This is a genomic window from Salipiger thiooxidans (assembly GCF_900102075.1).
Lineage (GTDB): Bacteria > Pseudomonadota > Alphaproteobacteria > Rhodobacterales > Rhodobacteraceae > Salipiger > Salipiger thiooxidans.
In genome coordinates, this window is sequence record NZ_FNAV01000006.1 from 263680 (window position 1) to 289619 (window position 25940).

Below are 25940 nucleotides of genomic sequence, written 5' to 3' on the forward strand. Positions count from 1 at the left end.
CCCATGGCGCTGCGGGTTGTCGTCCAGCAGGAGCCCTTCGATTTCGGGGCCGAGGCCGAAGGCTTCGCCGCCGGGCGCCACGATCTGGGCGCCGTCGTGACCTTCACCGGCGTGGTGCGCGATGTCGCCGGCACGCTCGAGGGCATGGAGATCGAGCACTACCCCGGCATGACCGAGAAGGCGCTCACCAAGATCGCCGAGGAGGCGCAGGCGCGCTGGTCGCTGGGCGAGGTGCTGGTGATCCACCGCCACGGGCCGATGGCGCCGGGCGAGCGCATCATGATGGTGGCCACCGCCTCGCCGCACCGGCAGGACGCCTTCGAGGCAGCGGAATTCCTCATGGACTACCTGAAGTCCCGTGCGCCGTTCTGGAAGAAGGAACGCAGCGCCGGCGACACCGCGTGGGTCGCGGCCAGGGACGAGGACGAGGCGGCGCTCGACCGCTGGTAGGCCGGCCTTGCCTCGCCAGGGGCTGCGGTCATATGATCTTACCAATTCAAGGCCAGATGGACTGCCCCATGCCCTTCCGCCCCGTGCATCCGGAGAAACTCGCCTCGGCCGTCGTGCGCCAGATCGAGGAGCTTATCCTGCGGGGCATCCTGCGCCCCGGCGAACGGCTGCCCGCCGAGCGGGAGCTGTCCGAGCGGCTGGGGGTATCGCGCCCGAGCCTGCGCGAGGCGGTGGCCGACCTGCAGGCGCGCGGGCTGCTGACCGCCCGGGCCGGTGCCGGCATCTTCGTCACCGAGGCGCTGGGGTCGGCCTTTTCCGACACGCTGGTGCAGCTCTTCTCGCGCCATGACGAGGCGGTCTTCGACTACCTCGACTTCCGCCGAGACATGGAGGGGCTCGCCGCCGAGCGCGCCGCCACCCGCGGCACCGAGAGCGATCTCAAGGTGATCGACGCGCTCTTCGCCCAGATGGAGGCGGCGCATGGCCGCCGCAACCCGGCGGACGAGGCGCGGCTGGACGCGGATTTCCACCTTGCGATCATCGAGGCCAGCCACAACGTCATGATGCTGCACATGATGCGCTCGATGTACCAGCTGCTGCGCGAGGGGGTGTTCTACAACCGCTCGATCATGTTCAAGCAACGCACCACCCGCGAAGCGCTGCTCGACCAGCACCGGGCCATCAACACCGCGCTGCAGGCCCGCGATCCGGCCGCCTCGCGCGCGGCGGTCGAGGCGCACCTGGCCTACGTGGAAGGCGCGCTCGCCGCCGACCGGCAGGCGGAGCGCAACGAGGACATCGCCCGGCAGAGGCTCGAGCGGGTGAAGACGCGGAGCTGAGGTCGGGACGCCGGATGTTCTGGCGGCGTTGGAGAGGGGGCGCTGCCCCCTCGGCGCGATGCGCCTCACCCCCGGAGTTTATCTGGCAAGATGAAGGCGCAAGGGGGAGCTGTGGGGAGCACGCTTCCCTGGGGTGGCGTGGCGTTTGTGGATGTGGGGTTACGGGTCCTTTGGCAGTTCGTGGCCCGACGTGGCGTCATCCACCGGAGTGTGCCTGACCACATGACGGCGCGCTGGGGAGATGCGGCGAGGGCAGAGAGCTCGGGTGGTGCGGCGTCTCTGGGTGGGTTGGGGATACGCAGATCGAGCGCCACCTGCACGCTACGCCGGGAATTTGACCGGCAAGATGAAGGCGCGAAGGGGGAGCTGCGGGAAGGACGCCGCGCCGGGATGGCGCGGCGTGGGGTTACGAGCCCGAGGGCAGCTTGTAGGCCACCAGCGCGTCCCCTACCGGCGTGTGCATGAAATGGTGACCGCCCGGTCCGATGACGACGTATTGCTCGCCGTCCACCTCGTAGGTGATCGGGTTCGCCTGCCCGCCCTGGTCGAGCACGTCTGACCAGAGCGTCTCGCCGGTCTGCAGGTCGATGGCGCGGAACAGGTTGTCGGTGGCGGCGCCGATGAAGATCAGCCCGCCCTTGGTGACCACCGAGCCGCCGTTGTTGGGCGTGCCGATCTTGACCGGCAGCATCGAGGGGATGCCGAACGGCCCGTTGCGGCGCGCGGTGCCGATGGGCGTGTCCCAGACCTGTTTGCCGGTCTCGAGGTTGACTGCGGTGATCCCGCCGTAGGGCGGGCGGGTGCAGGGCATGCCGGTGAGTTCGGACTGCCAGCCGGCGTTCACCTGGATCGCGTAGGGCGCGCCGGCCTGCGGGTCGCCCGCGCCCTCGGCGCCGGCACCGCCGCCGTTGCCGGTCTCGTTGATCGGCTTCCAGCCCTCGGCATCCGCGGTCTCGCGCGGGACCAGCCGGTTGAAGTTCGGCACGTCGTTGTAGTTCATGATCATCAGGTTGCGCTCGGGGTCGATGGCGACCGAGCCCCAGTCATTGCCGCCGTTGTAGCCGGGATACTGGATGTACCAGTCCTCGCCCGGGGGCGTCAGGTAGCCGTCATAGCGCGCCTGGCGGAAGCGGATCCGGCACCAGAGCTGGTCGATGGGGGTGAAGCCCCACATGTCCTTCTCGGTGAGGTCCGGCTTGCGGATGTCGAACCACTCGGACACCGGCTGGCTGTCGGCGACGTAGTCCGGCTCGACCGGCGACTCGGGCAGGTCGGTAACCTCGCCCACCGGGGTCAGCGGCTCACCGGTCTCGCGGTTCAGGATGTAGACGTCGCCCTGCTTGGAGGCGAGCAGGATGGCCTTCTGTCCCTGGTAGTCGAGCAGCGAGGCCTGGCTGCCGAGATCGTAGTCCCAGACGTCGTGACGCACGGTCTGGAACTTCCAGCGCTCCTCGCCCGTGGTCGCGTCGAGCGCCACCAGCGAGGTGGCGTAGTCGTTCTCGACCTCCGAGCGGTTCGAGCCCCAGTAGTCCACCGACGAGTTGCCGAGCGGCAGGTAGACCATGCCGAGTTCTTCGTCGCCAGTCGCGGTGGTCCACATGTTGGGCGTGCCGCGGGTGTAGGTCCCGCCCTCGGGCGGGCCGTTGCGCATCTCGTCGGGGGCGGCGAGATCCCACGCCCAGACCAGCGCGCCGCTGCGGGCGTCGTAGCCGCGGATCACGCCCGAGGGGGCGTCCTCGGCCTGCCCGTCCTTGACCTGCGCGCCGGTGACGACGACGCCTCGCACGATGGCGGGGGGCGCGGTCACCGCGTACCAGCCGGGGACCTTGTCGCCGATGCCCTCCCAGAGGTCGACGTTGCCGGCCTCGCCGAACTCGGCACAGGGCTCGCCGGTGGCCGCGTCGACAGCGATCAGGCGGGCGTCGATGGTGCCCTCGATGACTCGGGTGCGACAGGCGTCGCCCTCGGCCTTGGCCGGGTCCGTCCAGACCGAGACGCCGCGGCAGGTGGCGCCGTAGGGGATGGCCTCGGCCGGCACTTCGGGATCGTAGCGCCAGTTCTCCTCGCCGGTCCTGGCGTCGACAGAGACGAGGATGTTCATGGCGGTGCACATCAGGAGGTCGTCTCCGACCTTGAGCGGGGTGTTCTCGGGCGAGTACTTGCCCTCGGCCGCGCCGCTCGGCAGGTCGCCGGTGTGATAGACCCAGGCCCGTTCGAGCCCGGCGACGTTCTCGGGGGTGATCTGGTCGAGCGGCGAATAGCGCTGCGCCGCCTCGTCGCCGCCCCAGAACGGCCAGTCGCTGCCGACATCGCTCGGGGTGACGGCGGCGTAGGGGGCGGAGTCGTTGCCGGGCGCTTCCGCCGGCTCGGGGATGGCGCTGTCCTCGGCGGGGGCGGCGGTTTGTTCCTCCGCCGTGGCCGCGCCGTCGCCACCGGGGGCTGTGGCGGCGTCTTCCGCCGGCGCCGCGCTCTCCTCGGCGGGGGCTGCACCCTCTTCTGCCGGAGCGGCGGTGTCGTCAGCCGGGGCCGGGGCCTCTTCGGCTGGGGCGGCGCTGTCCTCCTCGGTGGGCGATGCGCTGTCCCTGTCGGAGGGCGGGGCGATGTCTCCCTCGGTGGACGGCGCGCTGTCGTCCCCGGCCGGTGCGGGGGCGTCTTCGTCGGTGGCGGTGGGCGCCTCGGGCGCGGGTTCCGCCGGGGTGGCGTCCTGCGCCTCGGGCGGGGCGCCCTCTTCGCTGCCGGTGGCGGTGTCGGGAGCCGGTGCGGTGTCCTGCGCCAGCGCCGGCGCCAGCGGGGCGGCGAGCGCGGCGGTCAGGGCGAGCACCGACAGGCTGCGGGAATGAATGTATGTCATGAGACCTCCTCGAGAGCCGGCGCGCGCGCCCTGCCCTCCTTGTCCAGTCAGTTGGGTCCGGTCAGTAGGCCGGGCGCCGCACGACGCGGCGGATGTTGGGGATGCAGAGCAGCAGCAGCACGAGGATCACCGTCGGTGCGACCATGCGCGGGACCTGCGCCCACCAGTCGGCGCCGACCTCCCACCAGGCCCAGACGACGGTGCCGATCCAGACAACGAGATAGAGCCAGAGCGCCGCCATGCGGCCGTGGTTGAGCAGGATGCCGGTGCCGATCAGCCCGAGCCCGGCCAGCCCGTAGTACCAGCTTCCCCCCAGCGCGATCAGCCAGACGCCGCCGATGGCGATGACGAGACCGAACAGCACGCAGATCCAGCCGAGCAGCCTCACTCCCCAGCCGGGGTGCGTCAGCGGTTCGGCGCGCGCAGAGCTGCCGGCACGGGACGTGTCATAAGTGGCGGTCATGAAGACCTCCCTTCCATGTCTATTCGCTTGGCAAGGGCGGGGAGGCGGGCAACGAGGGGCACCGACCATGACCTGGCCCTCATCAATGGAACGGAAGTGCGGCTCGGAAGGTTCCCGCCGATCACGAAATTCTTTCAGCAGGCCGCAATACAGCGGTCCGGGGGCATCTCAAACCACCCTCCGGGCAAGAAAAAACCCGGGCGCAAGCGCCCGGGCAGTTGGTCACGAAAGGCTGATAGGAAGGAGGAGATCAGCCTTTGGAGAATTCGGGATAGGCCTCCATGCCCAGTTCGCCCATGTCGAGGCCCGCGATTTCTTCCTCTTCCGAGACACGGATGCCCATGACCAGCTTGAGGATGAACCACACGACCGCGGAGGAGATGAGGGTGAAGATGCCGACCACGACGATGCCGTAGAGCTGGGTCGCGAAGGATGCGTCGGCATTGGTGAAGACCACGGCGATGGTGCCCCAGATGCCACAGATGAGGTGGACCGGGATGGCGCCCACGACGTCGTCGATCTTGAGCTTGTCGATCATCGGAACCGCGAAGACCACGATGATGCCGCCAATTGCGCCGATGATCAGCGCCGCGCCGAGCGTCGGGGTGAGCGGCTCTGCGGTGATCGAGACGAGGCCTGCGAGGGCGCCGTTCAGCACCATGGTGAGGTCGGGCTTCTTGTACATGATCTGGGTGATGATCAGCGCGGCCACCGAACCGCCGGCTGCGGCGATGTTGGTGTTGGCGAAGATGCGCGACACGTCTGCGACGTCACCGACGGTGCCCATGGCAAGCTGCGATGCGCCGTTGAAGCCGAACCAGCCGAGCCACAGGATGAACGTGCCGAGGGTCGCGAGGGTCAGGTTCGAGCCCGGGATCGGGTTGACGCGGCCGTCCTTGAACTTGCCGATACGCGGTCCGAGGATGATGGCGCCGGTCAGTGCGGCCCAGCCACCCACCGAGTGCACGACGGTCGAGCCGGCGAAGTCGAGGAAGCCCGCTTCGTCGAGGAAGCCGCCGCCCCACTTCCAGGAAGCCTGCAGCGGGTAGATGATCGCGGTGAGCACGATGGTGAAGATCAGGAACGGCCACAGCTTGATGCGCTCGGCGAGGGTGCCGGAGACGATCGACGCGGTGGTTGCGCAGAACATCAGCTGGAAGAAGAAGTCCGAGCCGGTCGAGGCGTAGGAGTAGTCGTCCGCGGCATCGGCGGTCACGCCGACGGCTTCGAGAACGGCCGGGCCCCAGACGCCGGACAGCACGCCGTCCATGGACCAGGTGCCGAGCGGGTACATCAGGTTGTAGCCGATGAGGTAGTAGAAGATGCCTGCCAGCGAGAACAGCACGACGTTCTTCATGCACTGCATCGCGACGTTCTTGGACCGGACGAGGCCGGCCTCGAGCATGGCGAAGCCCGCGGCCATCCACATCACGAGGAAACCGCCGATGAGGAAGAGCAGCGAGTTGAGGATGAAGATCGTGTCAGTCGACGCGTTCACGCCCGGAACGGGGCCCTCGTCCTGCGCGAGGCCCAGCGACGGCAGCGCGATCAGCGCGGCGACCGGGGCGAGAGTCTTGAGAAGTTTCATGTTGCGATGTCCCTAATTATCCTGCGGTCCGATGATGGTCAGATCGCGTCGGCGTCGGTTTCGCCGGTGCGCACACGCACGGCCTGCTGCACGTCCAGAACAAAGATCTTGCCGTCGCCGATCTTGCCGGTCTGGGCGGTCTTGGTGATCGTCTCGACGACCTGATCGGCCATGGAAGCCGCAACCACGATCTCCAGCTTGATCTTCGGCACGAAATTCACCGCGTATTCTGCGCCGCGATAGATTTCCGTGTGTCCAGACTGTGAGCCGAAGCCCTTGATTTCCGTCACCATCATGCCGCGCACGCCGATTCCGGTGAGCGCCTCACGCACCTCCTCGAGCTTGAACGGCTTGATCGTCGCAATGATCAGTTTCACCTTGGTCCCTTTCGATTTCGCAGACCGCAGCCTGCACTATGCAGTGGCAGGAAGACGCCCACGGCTCGGGTTTGAAAGAAACGGGGCTTGTAACGCTGGGGCTGCGCCCCAAGGATGATCAAGAAATGTACTGTTTTTGAACAGATGCACGAATTATAGGCACACTAAAAACTCGTCATTGTGACCGTTTCGCGGTCTACATCCCCGGTCAAAGCCGTTATTCTGCGGTGCAAACACAAGAACACCGGGCAGAAGAGACATGAGTGATTCAGGCCGGGGCAAGGGCCGGCTGGTTGCTGAACGGCGCTACAGCAGAAAGAGCCCGCAGAACGCCAGCAAAAGCCCTAAGAAGCCCACGAAAACAACGACGAAGAAATCCGCGAGATCGACCGCGCGCAGCCGCAAGGCGCCGCGCCGCAACCCCGTTGTCGGGTTCATCCTCGGCGTCTTCGGCTGGATGTTCGGGCTGATCTGGACGATCACCTGGCGTGTCACCGCGGTGGTCGCCCTGCTCGTGGGTCTCGGCGTCGCCTATTTCTACAGCACCCTGCCCTCCTATGACGCGATGCTCGACGGCCGGGCGCGCGGCTCGGTCACGCTGATGGACCGCAACGGCTCGATCTTCGCGTGGCGCGGCGACCAGTTCGGCGGTGCCGTGACCGCCGACAGCGTCAGCCCGCACCTCAAGAACGCCGTCGTCGCCACCGAGGACAAGCGCTTCTACAAGCACTTCGGCGTGTCGCCGCGCGGTGTCGCGAGCGCCGTGCGCATCAACCTCTCGGAAGGCCGCGGCCCGCTCTCGGGCCACGGCGGCTCGACGATCAGCCAGCAGACCGCCAAGCTGCTCTGCCTCGGCGTCGAGTTCGACCCGACCCAGTGGAAGAACGAAGCCGAATACGTCGCCGACTGCCGCGAGACCTCGCTGGCCCGGAAGGGCAAGGAGGCGCTCTACGCCATGGCGATGGAGGCCAAGTACAGCAAGGACGAGATCCTCTCGATCTACCTCAACCGCGCCTACTGGGGCGGCGGCGCCTACGGCGTCGAGGCCGCGGCCGAGCGCTACTTCAGCAAACACGCGGGCGAGCTGAACCCGCAGCAGTCCGCGATGCTCGCGGGCCTGCTGACCGCGCCTTCGTCGCTTGCGCCCACCAACAACCTCGAACGCTCGCAGGCCCGCGCCTCGACCGTGCTGCGGCTGATGCACGATCAGGGCTACCTGACCGACCAGCAGTTCGACACCGCCATGGCCAACCCTGCGACCCTTTCGGAAGAGGCCGAATCGAAGACCGGAGGCTATTTCGCCGACTGGATCATGTCCGACCTCGAGGACAACGCCTTCACCAAGAAGACCTCCGAGGACCTCGTGGTGCGCACCACCCTCGACCAGCGCCTGCAACGCGCTGCCGAGGACGCGATGAACAAGGTCTACGCCGAGAAGGTCACCAAGCCCGGCTCGGTGGTCGAGGCGGCAATCGTGGTGATGTCGTCGGACGGCGCCGTGCGCGCCATCGTGGGCGGCAAGAAAACCGGCGTCTCGGGCGTGTTCAACCGCGCCACGCAGGCCAAGCGGCAGACCGGCTCGTCGTTCAAACCGTTCATCTATGCCACCGCGCTGGAACTCGGCCATTCGCCCTACGACACCGTCGTGGACGAGCCCTTCTGCATGAACATCCCCGGCTCCGGCCAGTGGTGCCCCGAGAACTACACCCGCAACTACAAGGGCCGCGTGACGCTCACGCAGGCGCTGGCGCAGTCGCTCAACATCCCCGCGATCAAGATCTCCGAGGGCGTGGGCCGCGATCTCGTGCGCAAGGTGGCGACCGGTTTCGGCATCCATTCCGACCTCAACGACACCCCTGCCATGGCGCTCGGCACCTCCGAGGCGACGCTGCTCGAGATGACCGCCGCCTACGCGGGCTTCCTCAACGGCGGCTCGCGCGTGGTGCCCTACGGCCAGGTCGAGCTGCGGGTGAAGGGCGACGACACCCCGCTGGTGAGCCAGAGCTCGGGCATCCAGGAACGCGTCATCCAGCAGGAGGCCGCGGGCCAGCTGGTGTGGATGATGCAGCACGTCATCAACGACGGCACCGGCGGCCGCGCCAAGCTGCCCGACGGGCGCGAGGCGGCGGGCAAGACCGGCACCTCGAACGATGCCCGGGATGCGTGGTTCATCGGCTTCACCGCCGATTACGTGGTCGGCGTCTGGATGGGCAACGACGACAACTCGCCGCTCAACGGCGTGACCGGCGGCGGCCTGCCTGCGGACATCTGGCGCGAGACCATGTCGCGCGTCAGCGAGGGGCTTGAGAAGCGCCCGCTGCCCGCGATCCCGCCGTCGGAACCCGCGCCGCAGGTGGCCGAACAGCAGCCCCAGCAGCAGCAGCGCCAGCCCACGCGCGAGCGTCGGCAGCGCGACAACTTCATCCAGCAACTGCTGAACGACCTGCTCGGCGGACGCTGACGTCGGAGCGATGGCGCGCCGGGGTGGATTTCACTTCCCCTCGGCACGCCGACCGGCTCTAACGAAGACGCTGCCGCGGGAGGAAGGAGCCAGAGCATGAGCGTGAAAGAGATCTTCGAGACCATGGAATACGGTCCCTCCGCCGAAAGCGCCTCCGAAGCGCTGGCCTGGCTCGCCACGCAGGAGACCGGCTTCGGCCAGTTCATCGACGGCGCCTTCACCGCCCCCGGCGACACCTTCGAAAGCCGCAACCCCGCCACCGGCGCGCTGCTCGCGAAGGTGACACAGGCAACGCAGGCGGATGTCGATGCCGCCGTCGCCGCCGCCCGCGCGGCACAGCCCAAGTGGGAAAAGCTGGGCGGTCCGGGCCGGGCGCGGCATCTCTATGCGCTGGCGCGGCTCCTGCAGAAGCACGCGCGGCTCTTCGCGGTGCTCGAGACGCTCGACAACGGCAAGCCAATCCGCGAGAGCCGCGACATCGACGTGCCCCTCGCCGCGCGGCATTTCTACTATCACGCGGGCTCGGCCCAGCTCATGGCCTCCGAGATGCCCGGGCGCGTGGCCATGGGTGTCTGCGGCCAGATCATCCCATGGAACTTCCCGCTGCTGATGCTGGCGTGGAAGGTGGCCCCGGCGCTCGCCACCGGCAACACCGTGGTGCTGAAGCCCGCCGAATGGACCCCGCTCACCGCGCTGCTCTTTGCAGACATCTGCCGCCAGGCCGGGCTGCCCAAAGGCGTCGTGAACATCGTCACCGGCGACGGTGCCGTGGGCGAGATGATCGTCGCGTCCGAGGTCGACAAGATCGCCTTCACCGGCTCGACCGAAGTCGGCCGCCGCATCCGCGAGGCCACCGCCGGCAGCGGCAAGGCCCTGACGCTCGAGCTTGGCGGCAAGTCGCCCTACATCGTCTTCGAGGACGCCGATCTCGACAGCGCCGTCGAGGGGCTGGTCGATGCCATCTGGTTCAACGGCGGGCAGGTCTGCTGCGCGGGCTCCCGGCTGCTGGTGCAGGAGGGCGTCGCCGGACGCTTCCACGCCAAGCTCAAGGCCCGGATGGAGAAACTGCGCATCGGCGATCCGCTCGACAAGTGCATCGACGTCGGCGCCATCGTCGACCCGGTCCAGCACAAGCGCATCGCCGAGATGGTGGCGGCCAGCGACGGCGAGGTCTTCCAGCCGGGCCCCTGCCCCGAGGGCTGTTTCTATCCGCCGACCCTGATCACCGGCCTCGCCCCCGCCTCGGCGCTGATGCAGGACGAGATCTTCGGGCCGGTGCTGGTCTCCGCCACCTTCCGCACGCCCTCCGAGGCGGTGGAGATGGCCAACAACACCCGCTACGGGCTTGCCGCCTCGGTCTGGTCCGAGAACATCAACGTGGCGCTCGACGTGGCGCCGAAGCTGGCCGCGGGCGTGGTCTGGATCAACGGGTCGAACATGTTTGACGCGGCGGCGCCCTTCGGCGGCCTGCGCGAGAGCGGCTTCGGGCGCGAGGGCGGCCCCGAAGGCCTGACCGCCTACACGAGGCCCGCCGGCAAGCCGAAGCCCGGCAAGCCCGTCGCCGCCTTCCCCGGCGGCGAGGCCGAGCCGCAGCCGGTCGACCGCACTGCCAAGCTCTACATCGGCGGCAAGCAGGCCCGGCCCGACGGCGGCTATGCCCGCAACGTGCACGACAAGCGCGGGGCCCTCATCGGGCAGGCGCCGCTCGCCAGCCGCAAGGATATCCGCAACGCCGTCGAGGCGGCGCGGGGCGCTGCCGGCTGGGCCGGGGCCTCGGCCCACAACCGCGCGCAGGTGCTTTACTACATCGGCGAGAATCTCTCGGCCCGCAGCGACGGCTTCGCCACGCTGCTCGACCGGCTGACCGGCGGACGCGACGGCGCGAAGGAGGTCGAGACCTCGATCGAGCGGCTCTTCACCTACGCCGCCTGGTGCGACAAGTTCGACGGCCGCGTCGCGGGTGTGCCCCTGCGCGGCACGGCGCTGGCGATGCGCGCGCCCTGTGGCGTCATCGGCGGGCTCTGCCCCGACCAGCACCCGCTGCTCGGGCTGGTATCGCTGATGGCCCCGGCCATCGCCATGGGCAACCGCGTCGTGCTGGTGGCCTCCGAGCCCTTCCCGCTGGCCGCCACCGAGTTCTACCAGGTGCTCGACACCTCGGACGTGCCCGGCGGCGTGGTCAACATCCTGACCGGCAGCCACGCCGAGCTGGCGCCGACGCTGGCGGGCCACGCGGATGTCGACTCGGTCTGGAGCTTCTCGGGCGCGCCGCTCTCGGAGGTGGTCGAACGGCACGCCGCGGGCAACCTCAAGCGCAGCTGGGTCAACGACGGCACGGCCCGCGACTGGACGGGCGCCGACGGCGAGGGGCGCGCGTTCCTCGACGCCGCGACCGAGGTCAAGACCGTGTGGATTCCCTGGGGCGCCTAACCTCGAGCGCCCCTGTGAGGCCCGGCAGGCCAGTCGCCGCCCGTCGCGACAGGCTTGACTCTCTTCGGCTTTCGGACGTATCGGGCCTCTTCTCTGCCGGGCGTTGGGCCCTCTGGCCCCGCGATCATTGAGATTTCACACTACCGATGCTATCTTTTCCCTACGCCCGGCGCCGGGGTGGCTTTCGGCGCTTGTCTAGAAGGAGGACAATGTCCTGTCACTTACTGCGAACGCGGCCGGTGCCGCTGAGCCGGGGGCGCCCATGAGCGGCCTGCCCCACTCCAAGGTCACGAGCGAGCAGATTCTCGCAACGGTCCTCAAGATCCTCGATGACAACAAGGCGGAAGACGTCGTGCAGATCGACCTGCGCGGCAAGACCTCCGTCTGCGATCACATGGTGATCTGTTCGGGCCGGTCGTCGCGCCAGGTGGTGTCGATTGCCGACAAGCTCGCCGAGGATCTCAAGCATGAGCTGGGAGTGCTTTCGAAATCCGAAGGCCAGGAAACCGGCGACTGGGTGCTGATCGACACGGGCGACGTCGTCGTCCACGTCTTCCGTCCCGAAGTCCGCGAGTTCTACCAGCTCGAGAAGATGTGGATGCCGATCGGCAAGACCGCGACCAACGCCGTCTGACGAAAACGCATGCGTGTCCATCTCTGCGTCGTGGGACGCCTTCGGGCGGGCCCGGAGCGCGAGCTTGTTGACGATTACCTGAAACGCTTCGACCGCACCGGACGGGCGCTTGGGCTCGGTCCCGTGCGCATCGTCGAGGTCGATGACCGCAAGGGCGGCGGCATGGCGGCCGAGGCCGACCTGCTGCGCCGTGCCCTGCCCTCGGGCGCGCGGCTCTGCATTCTCGACGAGCGCGGCCGGCTGATGACATCGCCCGATTTCGCCGCTGAACTTGGCCGCGTGCGCGACAACGGCACCCAGGACCTGGCCTTCGTGATCGGCGGCGCGGACGGCATCGACCCCGCGCTGCGGGCCGAGGCCGACATGGCGCTGTCCTTCGGTCAGATGGTCTGGCCGCACATGCTGGTGCGGGTGATGCTCGCCGAGCAGCTTTACCGCGCGGCGTCCATCCTCTCGGGAAGCCCTTACCACCGCGCCTGAGGCGTGGCGGACACAACCCTCGGCAGTTTTCCGCCCGGCCGGACTAACCGAAGGCGGCTTTCCGCCCGCGGTAGAAAACCGCGATTGCCAGCCTCAACACCCTTGAATTACCCGAGATTCGAGCACGCCGTCGCGCTGCCATCAGACAGGCGTGAATGTGTCGGTCACCTGTCCCCAGCGGTCCTTTCTGACTGCGTCCCAGGCCGGCACATCCTGAGGCCCCGGAGTCCCCAACTCCGGGGCCGAACTTTTCCCCACGAAGTCCGGACCGACGCCTGAAGCTCAGGCGTAGGCGTACCACAGCAGGCCCGCGCCCAAGATGACGCGGTAGATGACGTAGGGGGTGAAGCTGACCGAACGCAGAAGCCGCATCATCAGCGCCAGCGCCCCCAGCGCCGCGGCAAAGGCGAAGACCGCGCCGATGAGCCCGTCGATGGCCACCTGCGCATCTGCCTCGGAGGCGACTTCGGCCCCGAGCAGCACGCCCGAGGCGAGGATGGTCGGGATCGACATCAGCATCGAGATCTTGGCGGCGTCGTGGCGGTTGTAGCCCATGAAGCGCGCGCCAGTGATGCAGATGCCCGAACGCGACGTGCCGGGGATCAGCGCGACCGCCTGCCAGAGCCCCATCTTGAGCGCCTCGATCGGCCCCCAGTCGGCCTCGGTCTTGTGGGTGGCGCCCTTCTGGTCCGCCCACCACAGCACGATGCCGAAGCCGAGCATGGTCCAGCCGATGACGGCAACCGAGCGCAGCGCCTCGTCGAGGCCGGTGAGCTTCATGGCGAGGCCCGCGATGACCACCGGGATGGTCGCGATGGCAAGGCCGAGTGCCAGCCGCGCCGCCGGGGTCTGGCGGCGCCCGACGATCAGGTCGACGGTCCCCGCGAGCGCAACCTTCACGTCGGCCCAGAAGTAGAGCACCACGGCCGCCAGCGTGCCGACGTGTACGGCCACGTCGATGGCCTGGCCCTGGTCGGCCATGCCGGTAAGATTCGGCAGAAGAATCAGGTGACCCGAGGAAGAAATGGGCAGAAACTCGGTAATACCCTGTATCAGGGCCAGCAGGATCAATTGCAGCATTGGCATGTTCACGGACCTCCAGCTAGCCTGACACCAGCCGTATAACCTGAGCGTTCGCAAGGCGAAAGCGGCTAATAGGTCCGGTATACGACCTAAATTTCACAAAAAATGACTGCACGGTCGCAGGACCGGTGCAAATAATCTGAATATAGGTCAACTCTTCTGACTTTTATTTCGATTTCGCTTTGAGTATTGAGGCTCGACCCAAGGACTTGTTCGGAGACCCAGGAACATGGCGAAACAGCCGATGCTCAAATTCGTGAAGATCGAGCGGGACATGCCCGTGAAGCGCGATGCGGAGACCCGCAACAAGGACTTCGATGAAATCTATGCCGAGTTTGCCGACGCGAAGGCGACCGAGCAGTCGAGCCGTTGCTCGCAGTGCGGCGTGCCCTACTGCCAGTCGCATTGCCCGCTGCACAACAACATCCCGGACTGGCTGCGCCTGACCGCGACCGGCCGCCTGCAGGAGGCCTACGAGGTCAGCCAGGCGACCAACACCTTCCCCGAGATCTGCGGCCGCATCTGCCCGCAGGACCGTCTCTGCGAGGGCAACTGCGTCATCGAGCAGTCGGGCCATGGCACCGTGACCATCGGCTCGGTCGAGAAGTACATCACCGACACCGCATGGGAAAAGGGCTGGGTGACCCCCGCCTCGCCCGCCATCGAGCGCGCCGAGAGCGTCGGCATCATCGGCGCGGGCCCGGGTGGCCTTGCCGCCGCCGACATGCTGCGCCGCGCCGGCGTTCAGGTGACCGTCTATGACCGCTACGACCGTGGCGGCGGCCTGCTGACCTACGGCATCCCGGGCTTCAAGCTCGAAAAGGACGTGGTCATGCGCCGCATGCAGCAGCTCGAAGACGGCGGCGTGCGCTTCGTGATGAACTGCGACGTCGGCGTCGACATGTCCTTCGAGGACATCCGCGACCAGCATGACGCGTTGATCATCGCCACCGGCGTCTACAAGTCGCGCGACCTCAAGGGCCCGGGCTCGGGCGCCGCCGGCATCGTCAAGGCCATCGACTATCTCACCGCGTCGAACCGCGCCGCCAACTTCGGCGACAGCGTCCCCGAGTTCGAGAGCGGCGAGCTGAACGCTAAGGGCAAAAAGGTCGTGGTGATCGGCGGCGGCGACACGGCTATGGACTGCGTCCGCACCGCGATCCGCCAGGGCGCGGACAGCGTGAAGTGTCTCTACCGTCGCGACCGCGCCAACATGCCAGGCAGCCAGCGCGAAGTGCAGAACGCCGAAGAAGAAGGCGTGCAGTTCGAATGGCTCACCGCGCCCAAGGGCTTCAAGGGCGAGCCTGTCTCGGGCGTGATCGTACAGAAGATGCGCCTCGGCCTTGCCGACGCGTCGGGCCGCCAGTCCCCCGAGATCATCGAGGGCTCGGACTATGAAGAGCCCGCCGACCTGGTGATCAAGGCGCTCGGCTTCGAGCCGGAAGAGCTGCCGACACTCTGGGGCGCGCCCGAGTTGGAAGTGACCCGCTGGGGCACCGTGAAGGCCGAGTTCACCTCGGGCCGCACCGCCCTGCCCGGCGTCTATGCCGTGGGCGACATCGTGCGCGGCGCGAGCCTCGTGGTCTGGGCCATCCGTGACGGCCGCGACTGCGCCGAGCACGTGCTGCAGGACTTCGACAAGCAAGCGGCCATCGCGGCCGAGTGACGCCCGCGAGCATCCCGGCCGGGGTGCCCCGCAAGCCGGAGCGCCGGATGGTCCGCCGCTCCATGCCAGAGGAACAGGACATGCCGGAACGGACGGGCGGGTGTTTGTGCGGCGCGGTGCGCTTCACCGCGAAGTCGCTGAGTGGTTTCGGCGTCTGTCACTGCGAACAATGCCGCCGCTGGGCCGGATCGGCGCTGTTCGCCGTCACCGTCCCGGCCGCTGACATGGAGATCGAGGGCGCCGAGGCCATCCGCGCCTACCGCTCCTCGGACTGGGCCAGCCGCGCCTTCTGCGGCACCTGCGGCTCGGTGCTCTGGTACCGTTACGACAAGGGCGTCGACGACGCCGGCGACTACGAGCTGACCATCGGACTGCTCGACGACGCCGACGGGCTGACACTCGAACGCGAGATCTTCAGCGACCAGAAGCCCGACTGCTGGGCGCTGACCGGCGATCACCCGCGGATGACCCGCGCCGAGACACTGGCGCGCTACGGCGCCCAGGTCGATGGCGCCTGATCCGCGACCGACCCATTCCCGGCCCCGCGCCGGATCCGAACAACCGGTCGCACGACGCGACCCCGCATGGAGGTACAATGCCATGACCAAGTACGACGAGAACTGGGCCGCCGCCGAGGAAGCCAAGCGCAAGTGGATGACCGAGAACGGCATGTTCCGCGAGGAACATGAGCATTCGTCCTGCGGCGTGGGCCTCGTGGTCTCGATCGACGGCAAGCCGTCGCGCAAGGTCGTCGACGCTGGCATCACCGCGCTCAAGGCGATCTGGCACCGCGGGGCCGTGGACGCCGACGGCAAGACCGGTGACGGCGCGGGCATCCACGTGCAGATCCCGGTGGCCTTCTTCTACGACCAGATCGACCGCACCGGCCACGCGCCGCGCAAGGACGAGCTGATGGCCGTGGGCCAGGTCTTCCTGCCCCGCACCAACTTCGGCGCGCAGGAGACCTGCCGGACCATCGTGGAGACCGAAGTGCTTCGCATGGGCCACTACATCTACGGCTGGCGCCACGTGCCCGTCTCGGTCGACTGCCTCGGCGAGAAGGCCAACGCGACGCGCCCGGAGATCGAGCAGATCCTGATCTCGAACGCCAAGGGCGTCGATGAGGAGACCTTCGAGCGCGAGCTCTACGTCATCCGTCGACGCATCGAGAAGGCCGCAGCGGCCGCCGGCATCAACGAGCTCTACATCGCCTCGCTGTCCTGCCGCTCGATCATCTACAAGGGCATGATGCTGGCCGAGCAGGTATCGGAGTTCTATCCCGACCTGCAGGACGAGCGCTTCGAATCCGCCTTCGCGATCTACCACCAGCGCTATTCGACCAACACCTTCCCGCAGTGGTGGCTGGCGCAGCCGTTCCGCATGCTCGCCCACAACGGCGAGATCAACACGCTGAAGGGCAACACCAACTGGATGAAGAGCCACGAGATCCGCATGGCCTCGTCGACGTTCGGTGAGATGGCCGAGGACATCAAGCCGATCATCGCCAACGGCGCATCCGACTCGGCGGCGCTCGACGCGGTGTTCGAGGTGCTGGTCCGCGCCGGCCGCAACGCGCCCATGGCCAAAACCATGCTGATCCCCGAATCGTGGTCCAAGCAGGCGGTCGAGCTGCCGCAGGCGTGGCGCGACATGTATTCCTACGTGAACTCGGTGATGGAGCCGTGGGACGGCCCCGCAGCACTTGCCATGACCGACGGTCGCTGGGTCTGCGGCGGGCTCGACCGCAACGGCCTGCGCCCGATGCGCTACGTCGTCACCGGCGACGGCCTGCTGATCGCGGGTTCCGAGGCGGGCATGGTGCCGGTCGAGGAAGGCTCCGTGCGCGAAAAGGGCGCGCTCGGACCGGGCCAGCTCATCGCGGTCGACATGGAAGAGGGCAAGCTCTACCACGACACCGACATCAAGAACCGCCTCGCGGCCTCGCAGCCGTTCGGCGAGTGGGTCGGCAAGATCACCGATCTCGACGAGGCGCTGGCCGGCATCACCGAGAAGCCGCTGTTCACCGCAGGTGAGCTGCGCAAGCGCCAGATCGCGGCGGGCTACACCATCGAGGAGCTCGAGCAGGTGCTCGCGCCGATGGCCGAGGACGGCAAGGAGGCGCTGGCCTCGATGGGCGACGACACCCCGTCGGCGGTCCTGTCGAAGAAGTATCGCCCGCTGTCGCACTTCTTCCGCCAGAACTTCAGCCAGGTGACCAACCCGCCGATCGACAGCCTCCGGGAATACCGGGTGATGTCGCTCAAGACGCGCTTCGGCAACCTGAAGAACGTGCTCGACGAATCCTCGTCGCAGACCGAGATCCTCGTGCTCGAGAGCCCGTTCGTGGCCAACGCGCAGTTCGCGGAGCTGGTGGAGCACTTCAACGCGCAGCTGGTCGAGATCGACTGCACCTTCCCCACCGACGCCGGCGAAGGCGCGCTGCGTGACGGCCTCGCCCGGATCCGGGCCGAGGCCGAGGACGCCGTGCGTTCGGGCGGCGGGCACATCGTGCTCACCGACCAGCACCAGTCCGAAGAGCGCATCGCCATGCCGATGATCCTCGCGACCAGCGCCGTGCACTCGTGGCTGACCAAGAAGGGCCTGCGGACGTTCTGCTCGCTCGGCGTGCGCTCGGCCGAGTGCATCGACCCGCATTACTTCGCGGTGCTGGTGGGCTGCGGCGCGACCATCGTGAACCCCTACCTCGCGCTCGACAGCCTTGCCGACCGCATCGACCGCGGCCTGCTCGAGGGCTCGCTCACCGAGAACGTCACGCGCTACCGCGAGGCCATCGACCAGGGTCTGCTGAAGATCATGGCCAAGATGGGAATCTCGGTGATCTCGTCCTACCGCGGCGGCCTCAACTTCGAGGCCGTGGGCCTGTCGCGCGCCATGTGTGCCGAGTACTTCCCCGGCATGCTCTCGCGCATCTCCGGCATCGGTGTGCACGGCATCCAGCAGAAGGCCGAGGAGATCCACAAGCTGGGCTTCCGCGGCGGCCGCGACGTGCTGCCGATCGGCGGCTTCTACAAGGCACGCAAGTCCGGCGAGACCCATGCCTGGGGCGCGCAGACCATGCACCTCATGCAGGCGGCCTGCAACAAGGCTTCCTACGAGCTGTGGAAGACCTATTCCAAGGCGATGCGGGCCAACCCGCCGATCCACCTGCGCGACCTGCTGGACGTGAAGCCCATCGGCAAGCCCATCCCCATCGAGGAAGTCGAGTCGATCACCTCGATCCGCAAGCGCTTCGTCACGCCGGGCATGTCGCTGGGGGCGCTCTCGCCCGAGGCGCACAAGACGCTCAACGTCGCGATGAACCGCATCGGCGCCAAGTCGGACTCCGGCGAGGGTGGCGAGGATCCGGCACATTTCGTGCCCGAGCCCAACGGCGACAACCCGTCGGCGAAGATCAAGCAGGTGGCCTCGGGGCGTTTCGGAGTCACCGCCGAGTACCTCAACCACTGCGAAGAGCTCGAGATCAAGGTCGCACAGGGCGCCAAGCCCGGTGAGGGCGGCCAGCTTCCGGGCATGAAGGTCACCGACCTGATCGCCCGCCTGCGCCACTCGACCAAGGGTGTGACGCTGATCTCGCCGCCGCCGCACCACGACATCTACTCGATCGAGGACCTTGCGCAGCTGATCTACGATCTCAAGCAGATCAACCCGCGCTGCAAGGTGACGGTGAAGCTGGTGGCGTCCTCGGGCGTCGGCACCATCGCGGCGGGCGTGGCCAAGGCCAAGGCCGACATCATCCTGATCTCGGGCCACAACGGCGGCACGGGTGCCTCGCCCGCGACCTCGATCAAGCACGCAGGTCTGCCGTGGGAGATGGGTCTCACCGAGGCGCATCAGGTGCTGGCGATGAACAAGCTGCGTGACCGCGTCACGCTTCGTACCGACGGTGGCCTGCGCACCGGCCGCGACATCGTCATGGCCGCCATGATGGGCGCCGAGGAGTTCGGCATCGGCACCGCCGCGCTGATCGCCATGGGCTGCATCATGGTCCGCCAGTGCCAGTCGAACACCTGCCCGGTGGGCGTCTGCACCCAGGACGAGGCGCTGCGCGGCAAGTTCACCGGCAACGCCGACAAGGTGGTGAACCTCATCACCTTCTACGCCACCGAGGTGCGCGAGATCCTCGCCTCCATCGGCGCGCGCAGCCTGAACGACGTGATCGGCCGCGCCGACCTGCTGCGCCAGGTCTCGCGTGGCGCCGAGCATCTGGACGACCTCGACCTCAACCCGCTTCTGATCCGCGTGGATGGGGCCGACGACATCGTCTACGACCGCAACAAGGACCGGAACCCGGTGCTCGACACGCTCGACGCCGAGATCGTCCGCGACGGTCACCGCTTTCTGCAGGACGGCGAGAAGATGCAGCTCTCCTACGCGGTGCAGAACACGCACCGGACCGTGGGCACGCGGACCTCGTCGCACATCGTGTCGAAGTTCGGGATGCGCAATGCGCTGCAGCCCGACCACCTGCACGTCAAGCTGACCGGCAGCGCCGGCCAGTCGCTGGGCGCCTTCGCGGCACCGGGCCTCAAGATCGAGGTCTCGGGCGATGCCAACGACTACGTCGGCAAGGGCCTGTCGGGCGGCATGATCGTGGTGCGGCCGCCGATGATGTCGCCGCTCAAGGCCGATGACAACACCATCATCGGCAACACCGTGCTCTACGGTGCGACCGACGGCTACCTCTTCGCGGCGGGCCGCGCGGGCGAACGCTTCGCGGTGCGGAACTCGGGCGCCAAGGTGGTGGTCGAGGGCTGCGGCTCGAACGGGTGCGAGTACATGACCGGCGGCGTGGCGGTGATCCTCGGCCCGATCGGCGCCAACTTCGGCGCCGGCATGACCGGCGGCATGGCCTATCTCTACGACCCCAAGGGCGAGGCGACCGACATGATGAACATGGAAAGCCTCGTGAGCTGCCCGGTGTCGGAAGGCCATTGGGAAGACGAGGTGAAGGGCCTGATCGAGCGTCACGTCGCCGAGACCAAGAGCCGCAAGGGTCAGGACATCCTGCAGCACTGGGAGCTCGAGAAGGGCCACTTCGTGCAGGTCTGCCCGAAAGAGATGCTCAACAAGCTCGCCCACCCGCTGGGCATCGAGTCGGACATCGCCGTGCCCGCCGAGTGATCCGGCCGGCAACCGCAGGAAACAAGGCGCCCGGGATGAAAATCCCGGGCGTTCTCTTTTGTCGCTGCCGAAAATCCATGTTATGGAAACGCCGAGCGTCCTGTTTGGAAACTTACTTGGCAGATACTCGCTCACGCATCTGTGATGATGATGTTTGAGGTTGAGCTTCCTCAGCTTTAGTGTGCTAACTATACTTGTTGATACACTTATAGGTAGTGGTTGGTGGCATAGTTGCCCGGAATATTGGGCTCAATCATCCCAGAAGGGTTGACCTCGATATGGAGATCCTGCGCCTAAGCGACCTTGCGTTGCTGGCATCGGAAGACAGGTATTCGCTGCAGGCGACCGTGGATGTCGCCGTGCAGTTGCTTCGCGTTCCCGTAGCCCTTGTGACCGTCATCGACACCGCGAAGGACCGTCAGGTCTTTGTCGCGGACCGCGGCCTTGCCGAGCCCTATGACAAGATGCACGAAACGCCGCTTGACCTGTCGGTGTGCAGCCACGTGCTGACCTACCCCGAACCCCTGGTGATCGAGGACGTGCTCGAGGATCCGCGCTACAAGAATCACCCCGGCTTTGCCGAACTCGGGATTCGCGCCTATCTCGGCTACCCGATCTACGGCCCCTTCGACACGCCCTTCGCCGTGCTCTGCGTCGGCGACACCGTCCCCCGGACCTGGGAAGAGCGGGACATGCACATCATGTCCTACCTGGCCCGGCAGACGACGCGCTACATGCAGCGCAAGGCACAGAACATTCTCGAACGTGACGGTATTTCCCAACTTCACGTCTTGATCGATTGACGCACCGCCCCGCCCGGGCGGTGCGTCTGATGTATGGCCGGGCTCCGCGCCCCTCATCGTGGAGCCCGGTCGTCCGTCAAGCCCGGCCACGGCGTCGCATCACCCCAGTACACACGATGCGAACGTCCCGGTAACAGCGAGATTCGCCGGAACTCCTTAATAAATGGTTACCTCTTTGCCGCCCCTTCCGGCGCGACAAACGCGATGCATCCGCGCCACAGGTCGGGGCGCCGTTTCACAGGAAATCCGCGGCAGAAGGCCCCGCCCGAAGATCCCCGGACCGCAAGAACGCCCCTCCCCCGCGCGCAGGTTCTTTTCCGCGGCGATGGGCTGTGCGAATACTGACGACATGGCACGCACGAGCAGGAAGAAGCAGACAAAAGCGGGCAAGACCAAGGATCTCCGGACAGCCGTCGCGGAGCCGCTCCGGCGCGCCAACCCGGTGCGCTGGCTGACCCGCATGGCGCTGCGCGCCGCGCTCGCGCTGCTTGCCGCGGGCTTCGTGCTGGTGCTGGCCTACAAGGTGCTCAACCCGCCCACCACCTACACCATGTGGTCCGAGGGCCGCCGGCTCGGCGGGCCGGTGGACTACGACTGGGTAGATGCCGAGGAAATGGCACCGGTGATGCTGCGCTCGGTCGTGGCGGCCGAGGACGCGAACTTCTGCACCCACTGGGGCTTCGACATGCGCGCCATCCGGGCCGCCATCGCCGAGGGCAGCAACCGCGGTGCCTCGACCATCAGCCAGCAGACCGTGAAGAACGCCTATCTCTGGCAGGGCCGCAACTGGCTGCGCAAGGCACTCGAGGCCGGGGTCACGCCGCTGGTCGAGGCGGTCTGGTCGAAGAAGCGGATCCTCGAGGTCTATCTCAACATCGCCGAGTTCGACGAGGGCGTGTTCGGCGTCGAGGCCGCCGCCGAGCATTACTTCGGCGTCTCCGCGAAGAACCTCAGCGCCACGCAGGCGGCGCGGCTGGCGGCCATCCTGCCCGACCCAAAGGACCGCTCGGCCTCGCGCCCCTCGGCCTTTGTCGAGCGCCGTGCGTCGCAGATCCGCGACGGGGCGGCCACCATCGCCCGCGACGGGCGGGCGGACTGTTTCGAGTAAGCTCTGAGAGGGTCAGTCGCTGAGCGCGCGCGCGGCCTCGACCGCGAGCGGGGCAAAGCGCTTGCGGAACTCGGTCGGCGACCAGTCCCCGAGCGATCCGGCGATGTGCACCGCCCCCACCGGCATGCCCGACTTGTCGCAGACCGCCGCCGCCAGAGCCAATTCGCCGATCAGCGTCTCCTCGGCGGCGAAGCAGTAGCCGTCCTGCCGGACCTCGGCGATGATTTCCCAGATCTCCTCGGGCTTGCAGCGCGACTTCGGCGTCGAGGGCGTCAGGTCCGAAAGTTCGAGGATGTCGGCGATCTCGGCGTCGGGCAGATGCGCCATGCAGGCCCGCCCGCCGGAGGTCAGGAAGGTCGGCTTCCGCCGCCCGGTGAGCGTGGCGTAGAAGGTCTCGCGCTTGCTCTGCATCCGGATGCCGTAGATGACCTCGAGCCGCTTGATCCGGTGGCGCGCGTCGAAGAGGCTCAGGTCCACCCGCTCGCCGCTGATCTTGCGCAGGTCGGTGAGCACCGGCGTCGCGCGCTCGATCAGGGGGTTGCAGCGCATGTAGTCGAAGCTGCGCTCGAGGATGCGGCGGCCGGGCACCAGCCGCCCCTGCTCGGTCTTCTCGAGATAGCCCAGCACGAGGAAGGTCTGAGCGATGCGCTGCACCGAGCTCTTGTTCTCGCCGGTGATGGCGGCGATCTCGCCCAGCGACATCGGTGTGGGGTTCTCGGCGAAGACCGACAGCACGTCCATGGCCCGCGCCACGGACTTGAGGAAGAGACGCTCGTCGACCTCGGTATCGGTGCGCGGGAAGGCGCGGTCGATTTCCGGGACCGTGGTCTCCTGCGGGCGATTCACGTCCTGATCCAAGCTGTCACCATCCACTGCGGCCGGTCCCGGGGTCGGCGAGACAAGGGCCGGGAAAGAGGTTTCCCCTGAATACCAACCGCGCCGCGCCGTTGGAAGTCCCGGCGCGCACCTCCTCCCCCGGGGTCATGCGGCCCTCTCTCAGCTGCCGGAGGCGGGCAGCAGGCGGATGACCTGCGCCGTCGCCTCCTCGACCGCGGCGTCACTATAGAGGAAGGGCACATACTCGCCCTTGGCCCAGTGCGGCGCGAGATCGTCGTAATGCGGCGAGCGACGGTCGCCCGATTGCCCGGGCGCATTGATGAAGACGCTCTCGTCCCAGTTGCCAACGTCCATGACGATGCGCACCGAGGCCCCCATGGTCACGCGGAAGTCGGAGGTGCGGTAGGCGGCGTGCATCACCGTCGAGGCGCTGCCGCCCTTGGCGAGCGGCCCGACGTCGTGGCTCTTGCGCCACGCCTCGCCCGCCACGGGGCCGAGCGGATGCTCGAAGAAACCGTGGTGCAGATCGCCCCAGCGCCATTCGGAGGCGTCTTCGCCGAGTGTCGCGGCCAGCGCGGCATGGGCGGAGGCCAGCGTCTCGAGAAGCAGTGCGTCGCGGGCCGCAGCGGGCGCCTGGCCAAAGGCCACGCCCGGGGTTTCCAGCGCCTTCAGGATACCCTCGACGTCGCCGGGCTCCATCAGCGGGCGCAGCCTGGGGTCGGGCACGAAGAGCGCGAAGAGCGCCGGCTTCAGGTGCCGCGCGTACCAGTATTCGCAGAGCGCCGCGCCGGCAGAGCCCGCGGCCGCCATGCCGTCCCAGCCCGCGATCATCGCCAGCGCCTCCCCGGTGGCGCCTTCGGCCGAGAGCGGCGCCAGAAGCGCCCTCAGGCGCAGCCCGGGCTCGGTCATGACGTCGGTCTGCAACGCGATGGACTGTGCGATGCCGTGGCTGCCGGGCGCTTCCGAGCCCAGCACGTCCGCGATGCGGCGGGCGCGGCTGGCCTCGAGCCACTCAAAGCCCACGCGGTTGGCCTCGTGATCCCAATCCTCGGGCAGGTTGGCCTCGTTTGCGGAATAGACGTAGCCGCAGGTCGGGTTCACCGTCAGTGGCATGGTGTCGAGCGGCACAAACCCGTCCCACTCGAACCGCCCGTCACCCGGCACCGGCAGCAGCCCGTCCCAGTTGTGACGCACCGGGATCATGCCATAGGGCATCCACGCGATGGTGCCTGAGGTGTCGGCGTAGAGGTGGTTCAGGGACGGCGTGCCGAATCGAGCGATCGCAGCGCGGAACCCGTCGAGGGTCGTTGCCCGCATCGACGAGAGCCCGGCGAGATAGGCCGCGGAGCCCGGCTCGAACCAGACCGAGCGCAGGGCGAAGACGAGGTTGCGCTCAGGATCCTGCCAGAGCACCGGCCCGTGCCTGGTGAAGCGCAGCACCCGCGTCTCTGACGCGCCGTCGCGCAGCGGGAAGCTTTCCTCGACCAGCTCCATGTCGGTCCATTCGCCGTCACAGAGGTAGCGGTCGGGATTCGCCGGGTCGGTCTCGTAGAGGTAGATGTCCTCCTGGTCTGCGCTGAAGATGGTCTGGCTGAAGGCGATGATGCCGTTGTGCCCGAGCGAGATTCCCGGCGCCGAGGGCTCCCCTGCCCCGATCACGTCGAACTCGGGCGTCTTCAGGTGCACCGCGTAGCGCAGCGACGGCAGGCCGTGGGTGCGGTGCGGGTCGGTCGCCATGATCGCGCGGCCGGTCGCGCTGTGGCTGCCGGCGATGGCCCAATGGTTGGAGCCGGTCCAGTCGGCGTCCGCGATGACCTCTGCGAGCGGCGTCACCTTGCGCCACTTGCCCGCCTCCGCAACAGTCGCGGCAAGGCGCTCGGGCGAGAAGGTGACCGGTGCCGTGGCGAGCCGGAAAACGTCGAGGATGCGCGGGGTGAAAACCGCAGGGTCGACCTCGCCCGCGTTGCCGGGGCGCACCAGCGGCTCGAGGTTCTTGCGCAGCAGGTCAGATTCGGCGGAGATCCCGGTCATCAGGCAGGCGCGCATGATCTCGGAAAGCGCGTTGCGCGTCAGCGCATGGCTGCGGATGCGCAACACGTCCTCGGCCTGCCAGCGCGCGGGCGTGGTTCCCATCTGCGCGAATTCCTCGGGCAGGCGCGCAGGCTCCGCTTCGGTGAGCGCGATGAAAGCGTTGATCCCCGCCACGAAGCTCTCGCATATGTCGCGGGTGTCGGGGGCGTAGGCGACCCATTCCGCCGCCATGTCACCCCGGAACAGGAAGGCCCGCGCCGCCGCGTCCTGTTCAAGGTAACCGGGACCGAAATCGCCCGAGAGCAGCCCCAGCCCGCGCTTGCGCCAGAGGTCGATCTGCCAGAGCCGGTCCCTCGCGGCGTTGAAGCCCTGCACGAAGAAGCCGTCCGCAGCCGAGCCCGCGCGCAGATGCGGCACGCCCCAGCGATCGACGCGAATCTCGGCCTCGGACGCAAGTCCGGCGACGCGGATGGTCTCGGCCGAGGGCGCCCCGGCACGGGTCTCGTCGGGGGTCGCGGCGGGTCTGGCCAGATTGCTCATGCGGGCTCCTGATGCTGATTCTCATGCAGATTGCGTCACTGTCGTATTGTTTTGCAATACACATATGGCGATTTTCTGAAGACGCCCGAAAGGACGCCGCATCACGATTATCTTTTTAACAAAAGGGTTTTTCGCCGGAGAAATATCTTGACCCACG

At 67.6% G+C, this 25940-nt stretch carries 19 protein-coding genes; 11 read left to right on the forward strand and 8 right to left on the reverse strand.

The features are described 5' to 3' along the window. Positions 1–3 precede the first annotated feature (3 nt). Together BLQ77_RS11290 and BLQ77_RS11295 are read left to right on the forward strand one after the other, a co-directional pair. Positions 4–450, forward strand: coding sequence for a molybdenum cofactor biosynthesis protein MoaE (locus tag BLQ77_RS11290; protein ID WP_008883473.1), 447 nt, complete (start codon positions 4–6; stop codon positions 448–450). Between the two features lie 68 nt (positions 451–518). Further along, entirely contained in the window at positions 519–1289 is a 771-nt protein-coding gene (locus tag BLQ77_RS11295; protein WP_040383648.1) for an FCD domain-containing protein, read from the forward strand. Between the two features lie 406 nt (positions 1290–1695). On the opposite strand, the gene BLQ77_RS11300 is transcribed toward BLQ77_RS11295, so the two are convergent. The 5 genes from BLQ77_RS11300 to BLQ77_RS29315 form a co-directional block, all read right to left on the reverse strand. Beyond that, positions 1696–4140, reverse strand: a complete 2445-nt coding sequence (locus BLQ77_RS11300) for a pyrroloquinoline quinone-dependent dehydrogenase (protein ID WP_089959026.1) — start codon at positions 4138–4140, stop codon at positions 1696–1698. A gap of 61 nt (positions 4141–4201) precedes the next feature. Continuing rightward, positions 4202–4603 carry a hypothetical protein gene (locus BLQ77_RS11305; RefSeq protein WP_008883399.1) on the reverse strand — a complete coding sequence of 134 codons (402 nt, stop codon included), beginning with the start codon at positions 4601–4603 and terminating at the stop codon, positions 4202–4204. Positions 4604–4853: 250 nt separating this feature from the next. Beyond that, positions 4854–6191 carry an ammonium transporter AmtB gene (gene amtB, locus BLQ77_RS11310; RefSeq protein WP_008882984.1) on the reverse strand — a complete coding sequence of 446 codons (1338 nt, stop codon included), beginning with the start codon at positions 6189–6191 and terminating at the stop codon, positions 4854–4856. Positions 6192–6229: 38 nt separating this feature from the next. Further along, a complete protein-coding gene (locus BLQ77_RS11315; RefSeq protein WP_008883046.1) occupies positions 6230–6568 on the reverse strand; it encodes a P-II family nitrogen regulator in 339 nt (112 codons plus the stop codon). 306 nt (positions 6569–6874) lie between these two features. Then, on the reverse strand, positions 6875–7051 hold the full coding sequence (locus BLQ77_RS29315) for a hypothetical protein (protein WP_242661686.1): 177 nt from the start codon (positions 7049–7051) through the stop codon (positions 6875–6877). Here BLQ77_RS29315 and BLQ77_RS11320 point away from each other — a divergent pair. The 4 genes from BLQ77_RS11320 to rlmH all read left to right on the forward strand — a co-directional run bounded on the left by BLQ77_RS11320 (position 7026) and on the right by rlmH (position 12573). Beyond that, complete coding sequence (locus tag BLQ77_RS11320; protein WP_242661687.1) at positions 7026–9029, forward strand: transglycosylase domain-containing protein; 2004 nt, start codon at positions 7026–7028, stop codon at positions 9027–9029. The two genes, BLQ77_RS29315 and BLQ77_RS11320, sit on opposite strands and share 26 nt — an antisense overlap. A gap of 96 nt (positions 9030–9125) precedes the next feature. Then, entirely contained in the window at positions 9126–11459 is a 2334-nt protein-coding gene (locus BLQ77_RS11325) for an aldehyde dehydrogenase family protein (RefSeq protein WP_089959037.1), read from the forward strand. A gap of 262 nt (positions 11460–11721) precedes the next feature. Then, positions 11722–12093 (forward strand): ribosome silencing factor, encoded by a 372-nt coding sequence (rsfS, locus tag BLQ77_RS11330; protein ID WP_089959040.1) that lies wholly within the window; start codon positions 11722–11724, stop codon positions 12091–12093. A gap of 9 nt (positions 12094–12102) precedes the next feature. Then, a complete protein-coding gene (rlmH, locus tag BLQ77_RS11335; RefSeq protein ID WP_089959044.1) occupies positions 12103–12573 on the forward strand; it encodes a 23S rRNA (pseudouridine(1915)-N(3))-methyltransferase RlmH in 471 nt (156 codons plus the stop codon). Positions 12574–12855: 282 nt separating this feature from the next. Here rlmH and BLQ77_RS11340 read toward each other — a convergent pair whose 3' ends face one another. Further along, entirely contained in the window at positions 12856–13659 is an 804-nt protein-coding gene (locus BLQ77_RS11340; protein WP_008883106.1) for an undecaprenyl-diphosphate phosphatase, read from the reverse strand. Between the two features lie 226 nt (positions 13660–13885). On the opposite strand from BLQ77_RS11340, the gene BLQ77_RS11345 reads away from it, so the two are divergent. From BLQ77_RS11345 to mtgA, 5 genes are all read left to right on the forward strand, one after another. Then, positions 13886–15322 (forward strand): NAD(P)-dependent oxidoreductase, encoded by a 1437-nt coding sequence (locus BLQ77_RS11345; RefSeq protein ID WP_008883297.1) that lies wholly within the window; start codon positions 13886–13888, stop codon positions 15320–15322. 80 nt (positions 15323–15402) lie between these two features. Further along, positions 15403–15840 carry a GFA family protein gene (locus BLQ77_RS11350; protein WP_165617075.1) on the forward strand — a complete coding sequence of 146 codons (438 nt, stop codon included), beginning with the start codon at positions 15403–15405 and terminating at the stop codon, positions 15838–15840. 82 nt (positions 15841–15922) lie between these two features. Continuing rightward, the gene (gene gltB, locus BLQ77_RS11355; RefSeq protein ID WP_040383655.1) at positions 15923–20464 is read left to right on the forward strand and encodes a glutamate synthase large subunit; all 4542 of its coding nucleotides are present in this window, start codon (positions 15923–15925) and stop codon (positions 20462–20464) included. Between the two features lie 278 nt (positions 20465–20742). Then, positions 20743–21267 (forward strand): GAF domain-containing protein, encoded by a 525-nt coding sequence (locus BLQ77_RS11360; RefSeq protein ID WP_008883168.1) that lies wholly within the window; start codon positions 20743–20745, stop codon positions 21265–21267. Positions 21268–21616: 349 nt separating this feature from the next. Further along, positions 21617–22375, forward strand: coding sequence for a monofunctional biosynthetic peptidoglycan transglycosylase (gene mtgA / locus BLQ77_RS11365; protein ID WP_040383657.1), 759 nt, complete (start codon positions 21617–21619; stop codon positions 22373–22375). 12 nt (positions 22376–22387) lie between these two features. Here mtgA and BLQ77_RS11370 read toward each other — a convergent pair whose 3' ends face one another. Both BLQ77_RS11370 and BLQ77_RS11375 read right to left on the reverse strand, forming a co-directional pair. Beyond that, positions 22388–23221 carry an IclR family transcriptional regulator gene (locus tag BLQ77_RS11370; protein WP_242661688.1) on the reverse strand — a complete coding sequence of 278 codons (834 nt, stop codon included), beginning with the start codon at positions 23219–23221 and terminating at the stop codon, positions 22388–22390. A gap of 150 nt (positions 23222–23371) precedes the next feature. Further along, positions 23372–25783: a penicillin acylase family protein gene (locus tag BLQ77_RS11375; protein ID WP_089959052.1), complete on the reverse strand. Its 2412-nt coding sequence runs from the start codon at positions 25781–25783 to the stop codon at positions 23372–23374. Between the last annotated feature and the right edge of the window lie 157 nt (positions 25784–25940).

Bases quoted from the DNA above. Each gene is read 5' to 3' on its own strand.
- BLQ77_RS11290 (WP_008883473.1), top strand. From the start codon at position 4: ATGGCGCTGCGGGTTGTCGTCCAGCAGGAGCCCTTCGATTTCGGGGCC.
- BLQ77_RS11295 (WP_040383648.1), top strand. From the start codon at position 519: ATGCCCTTCCGCCCCGTGCATCCGGAGAAACTCGCCTCGGCCGTCGTG.
- BLQ77_RS11300 (WP_089959026.1), bottom strand. From the start codon at position 4,140: ATGACATACATTCATTCCCGCAGCCTGTCGGTGCTCGCCCTGACCGCC.
- BLQ77_RS11305 (WP_008883399.1), bottom strand. From the start codon at position 4,603: ATGACCGCCACTTATGACACGTCCCGTGCCGGCAGCTCTGCGCGCGCC.
- amtB (WP_008882984.1), bottom strand. From the start codon at position 6,191: ATGAAACTTCTCAAGACTCTCGCCCCGGTCGCCGCGCTGATCGCGCTG.
- BLQ77_RS11320 (WP_242661687.1), top strand. From the start codon at position 7,026: ATGTTCGGGCTGATCTGGACGATCACCTGGCGTGTCACCGCGGTGGTC.
- BLQ77_RS11325 (WP_089959037.1), top strand. From the start codon at position 9,126: ATGAGCGTGAAAGAGATCTTCGAGACCATGGAATACGGTCCCTCCGCC.
- rsfS (WP_089959040.1), top strand. From the start codon at position 11,722: ATGAGCGGCCTGCCCCACTCCAAGGTCACGAGCGAGCAGATTCTCGCA.
- rlmH (WP_089959044.1), top strand. From the start codon at position 12,103: ATGCGTGTCCATCTCTGCGTCGTGGGACGCCTTCGGGCGGGCCCGGAG.
- BLQ77_RS11340 (WP_008883106.1), bottom strand. From the start codon at position 13,659: ATGCCAATGCTGCAATTGATCCTGCTGGCCCTGATACAGGGTATTACC.
- BLQ77_RS11345 (WP_008883297.1), top strand. From the start codon at position 13,886: ATGGCGAAACAGCCGATGCTCAAATTCGTGAAGATCGAGCGGGACATG.
- BLQ77_RS11350 (WP_165617075.1), top strand. From the start codon at position 15,403: ATGCCGGAACGGACGGGCGGGTGTTTGTGCGGCGCGGTGCGCTTCACC.
- gltB (WP_040383655.1), top strand. From the start codon at position 15,923: ATGACCAAGTACGACGAGAACTGGGCCGCCGCCGAGGAAGCCAAGCGC.
- BLQ77_RS11360 (WP_008883168.1), top strand. From the start codon at position 20,743: ATGGAGATCCTGCGCCTAAGCGACCTTGCGTTGCTGGCATCGGAAGAC.
- mtgA (WP_040383657.1), top strand. From the start codon at position 21,617: ATGGCACGCACGAGCAGGAAGAAGCAGACAAAAGCGGGCAAGACCAAG.
- BLQ77_RS11375 (WP_089959052.1), bottom strand. From the start codon at position 25,783: ATGAGCAATCTGGCCAGACCCGCCGCGACCCCCGACGAGACCCGTGCC.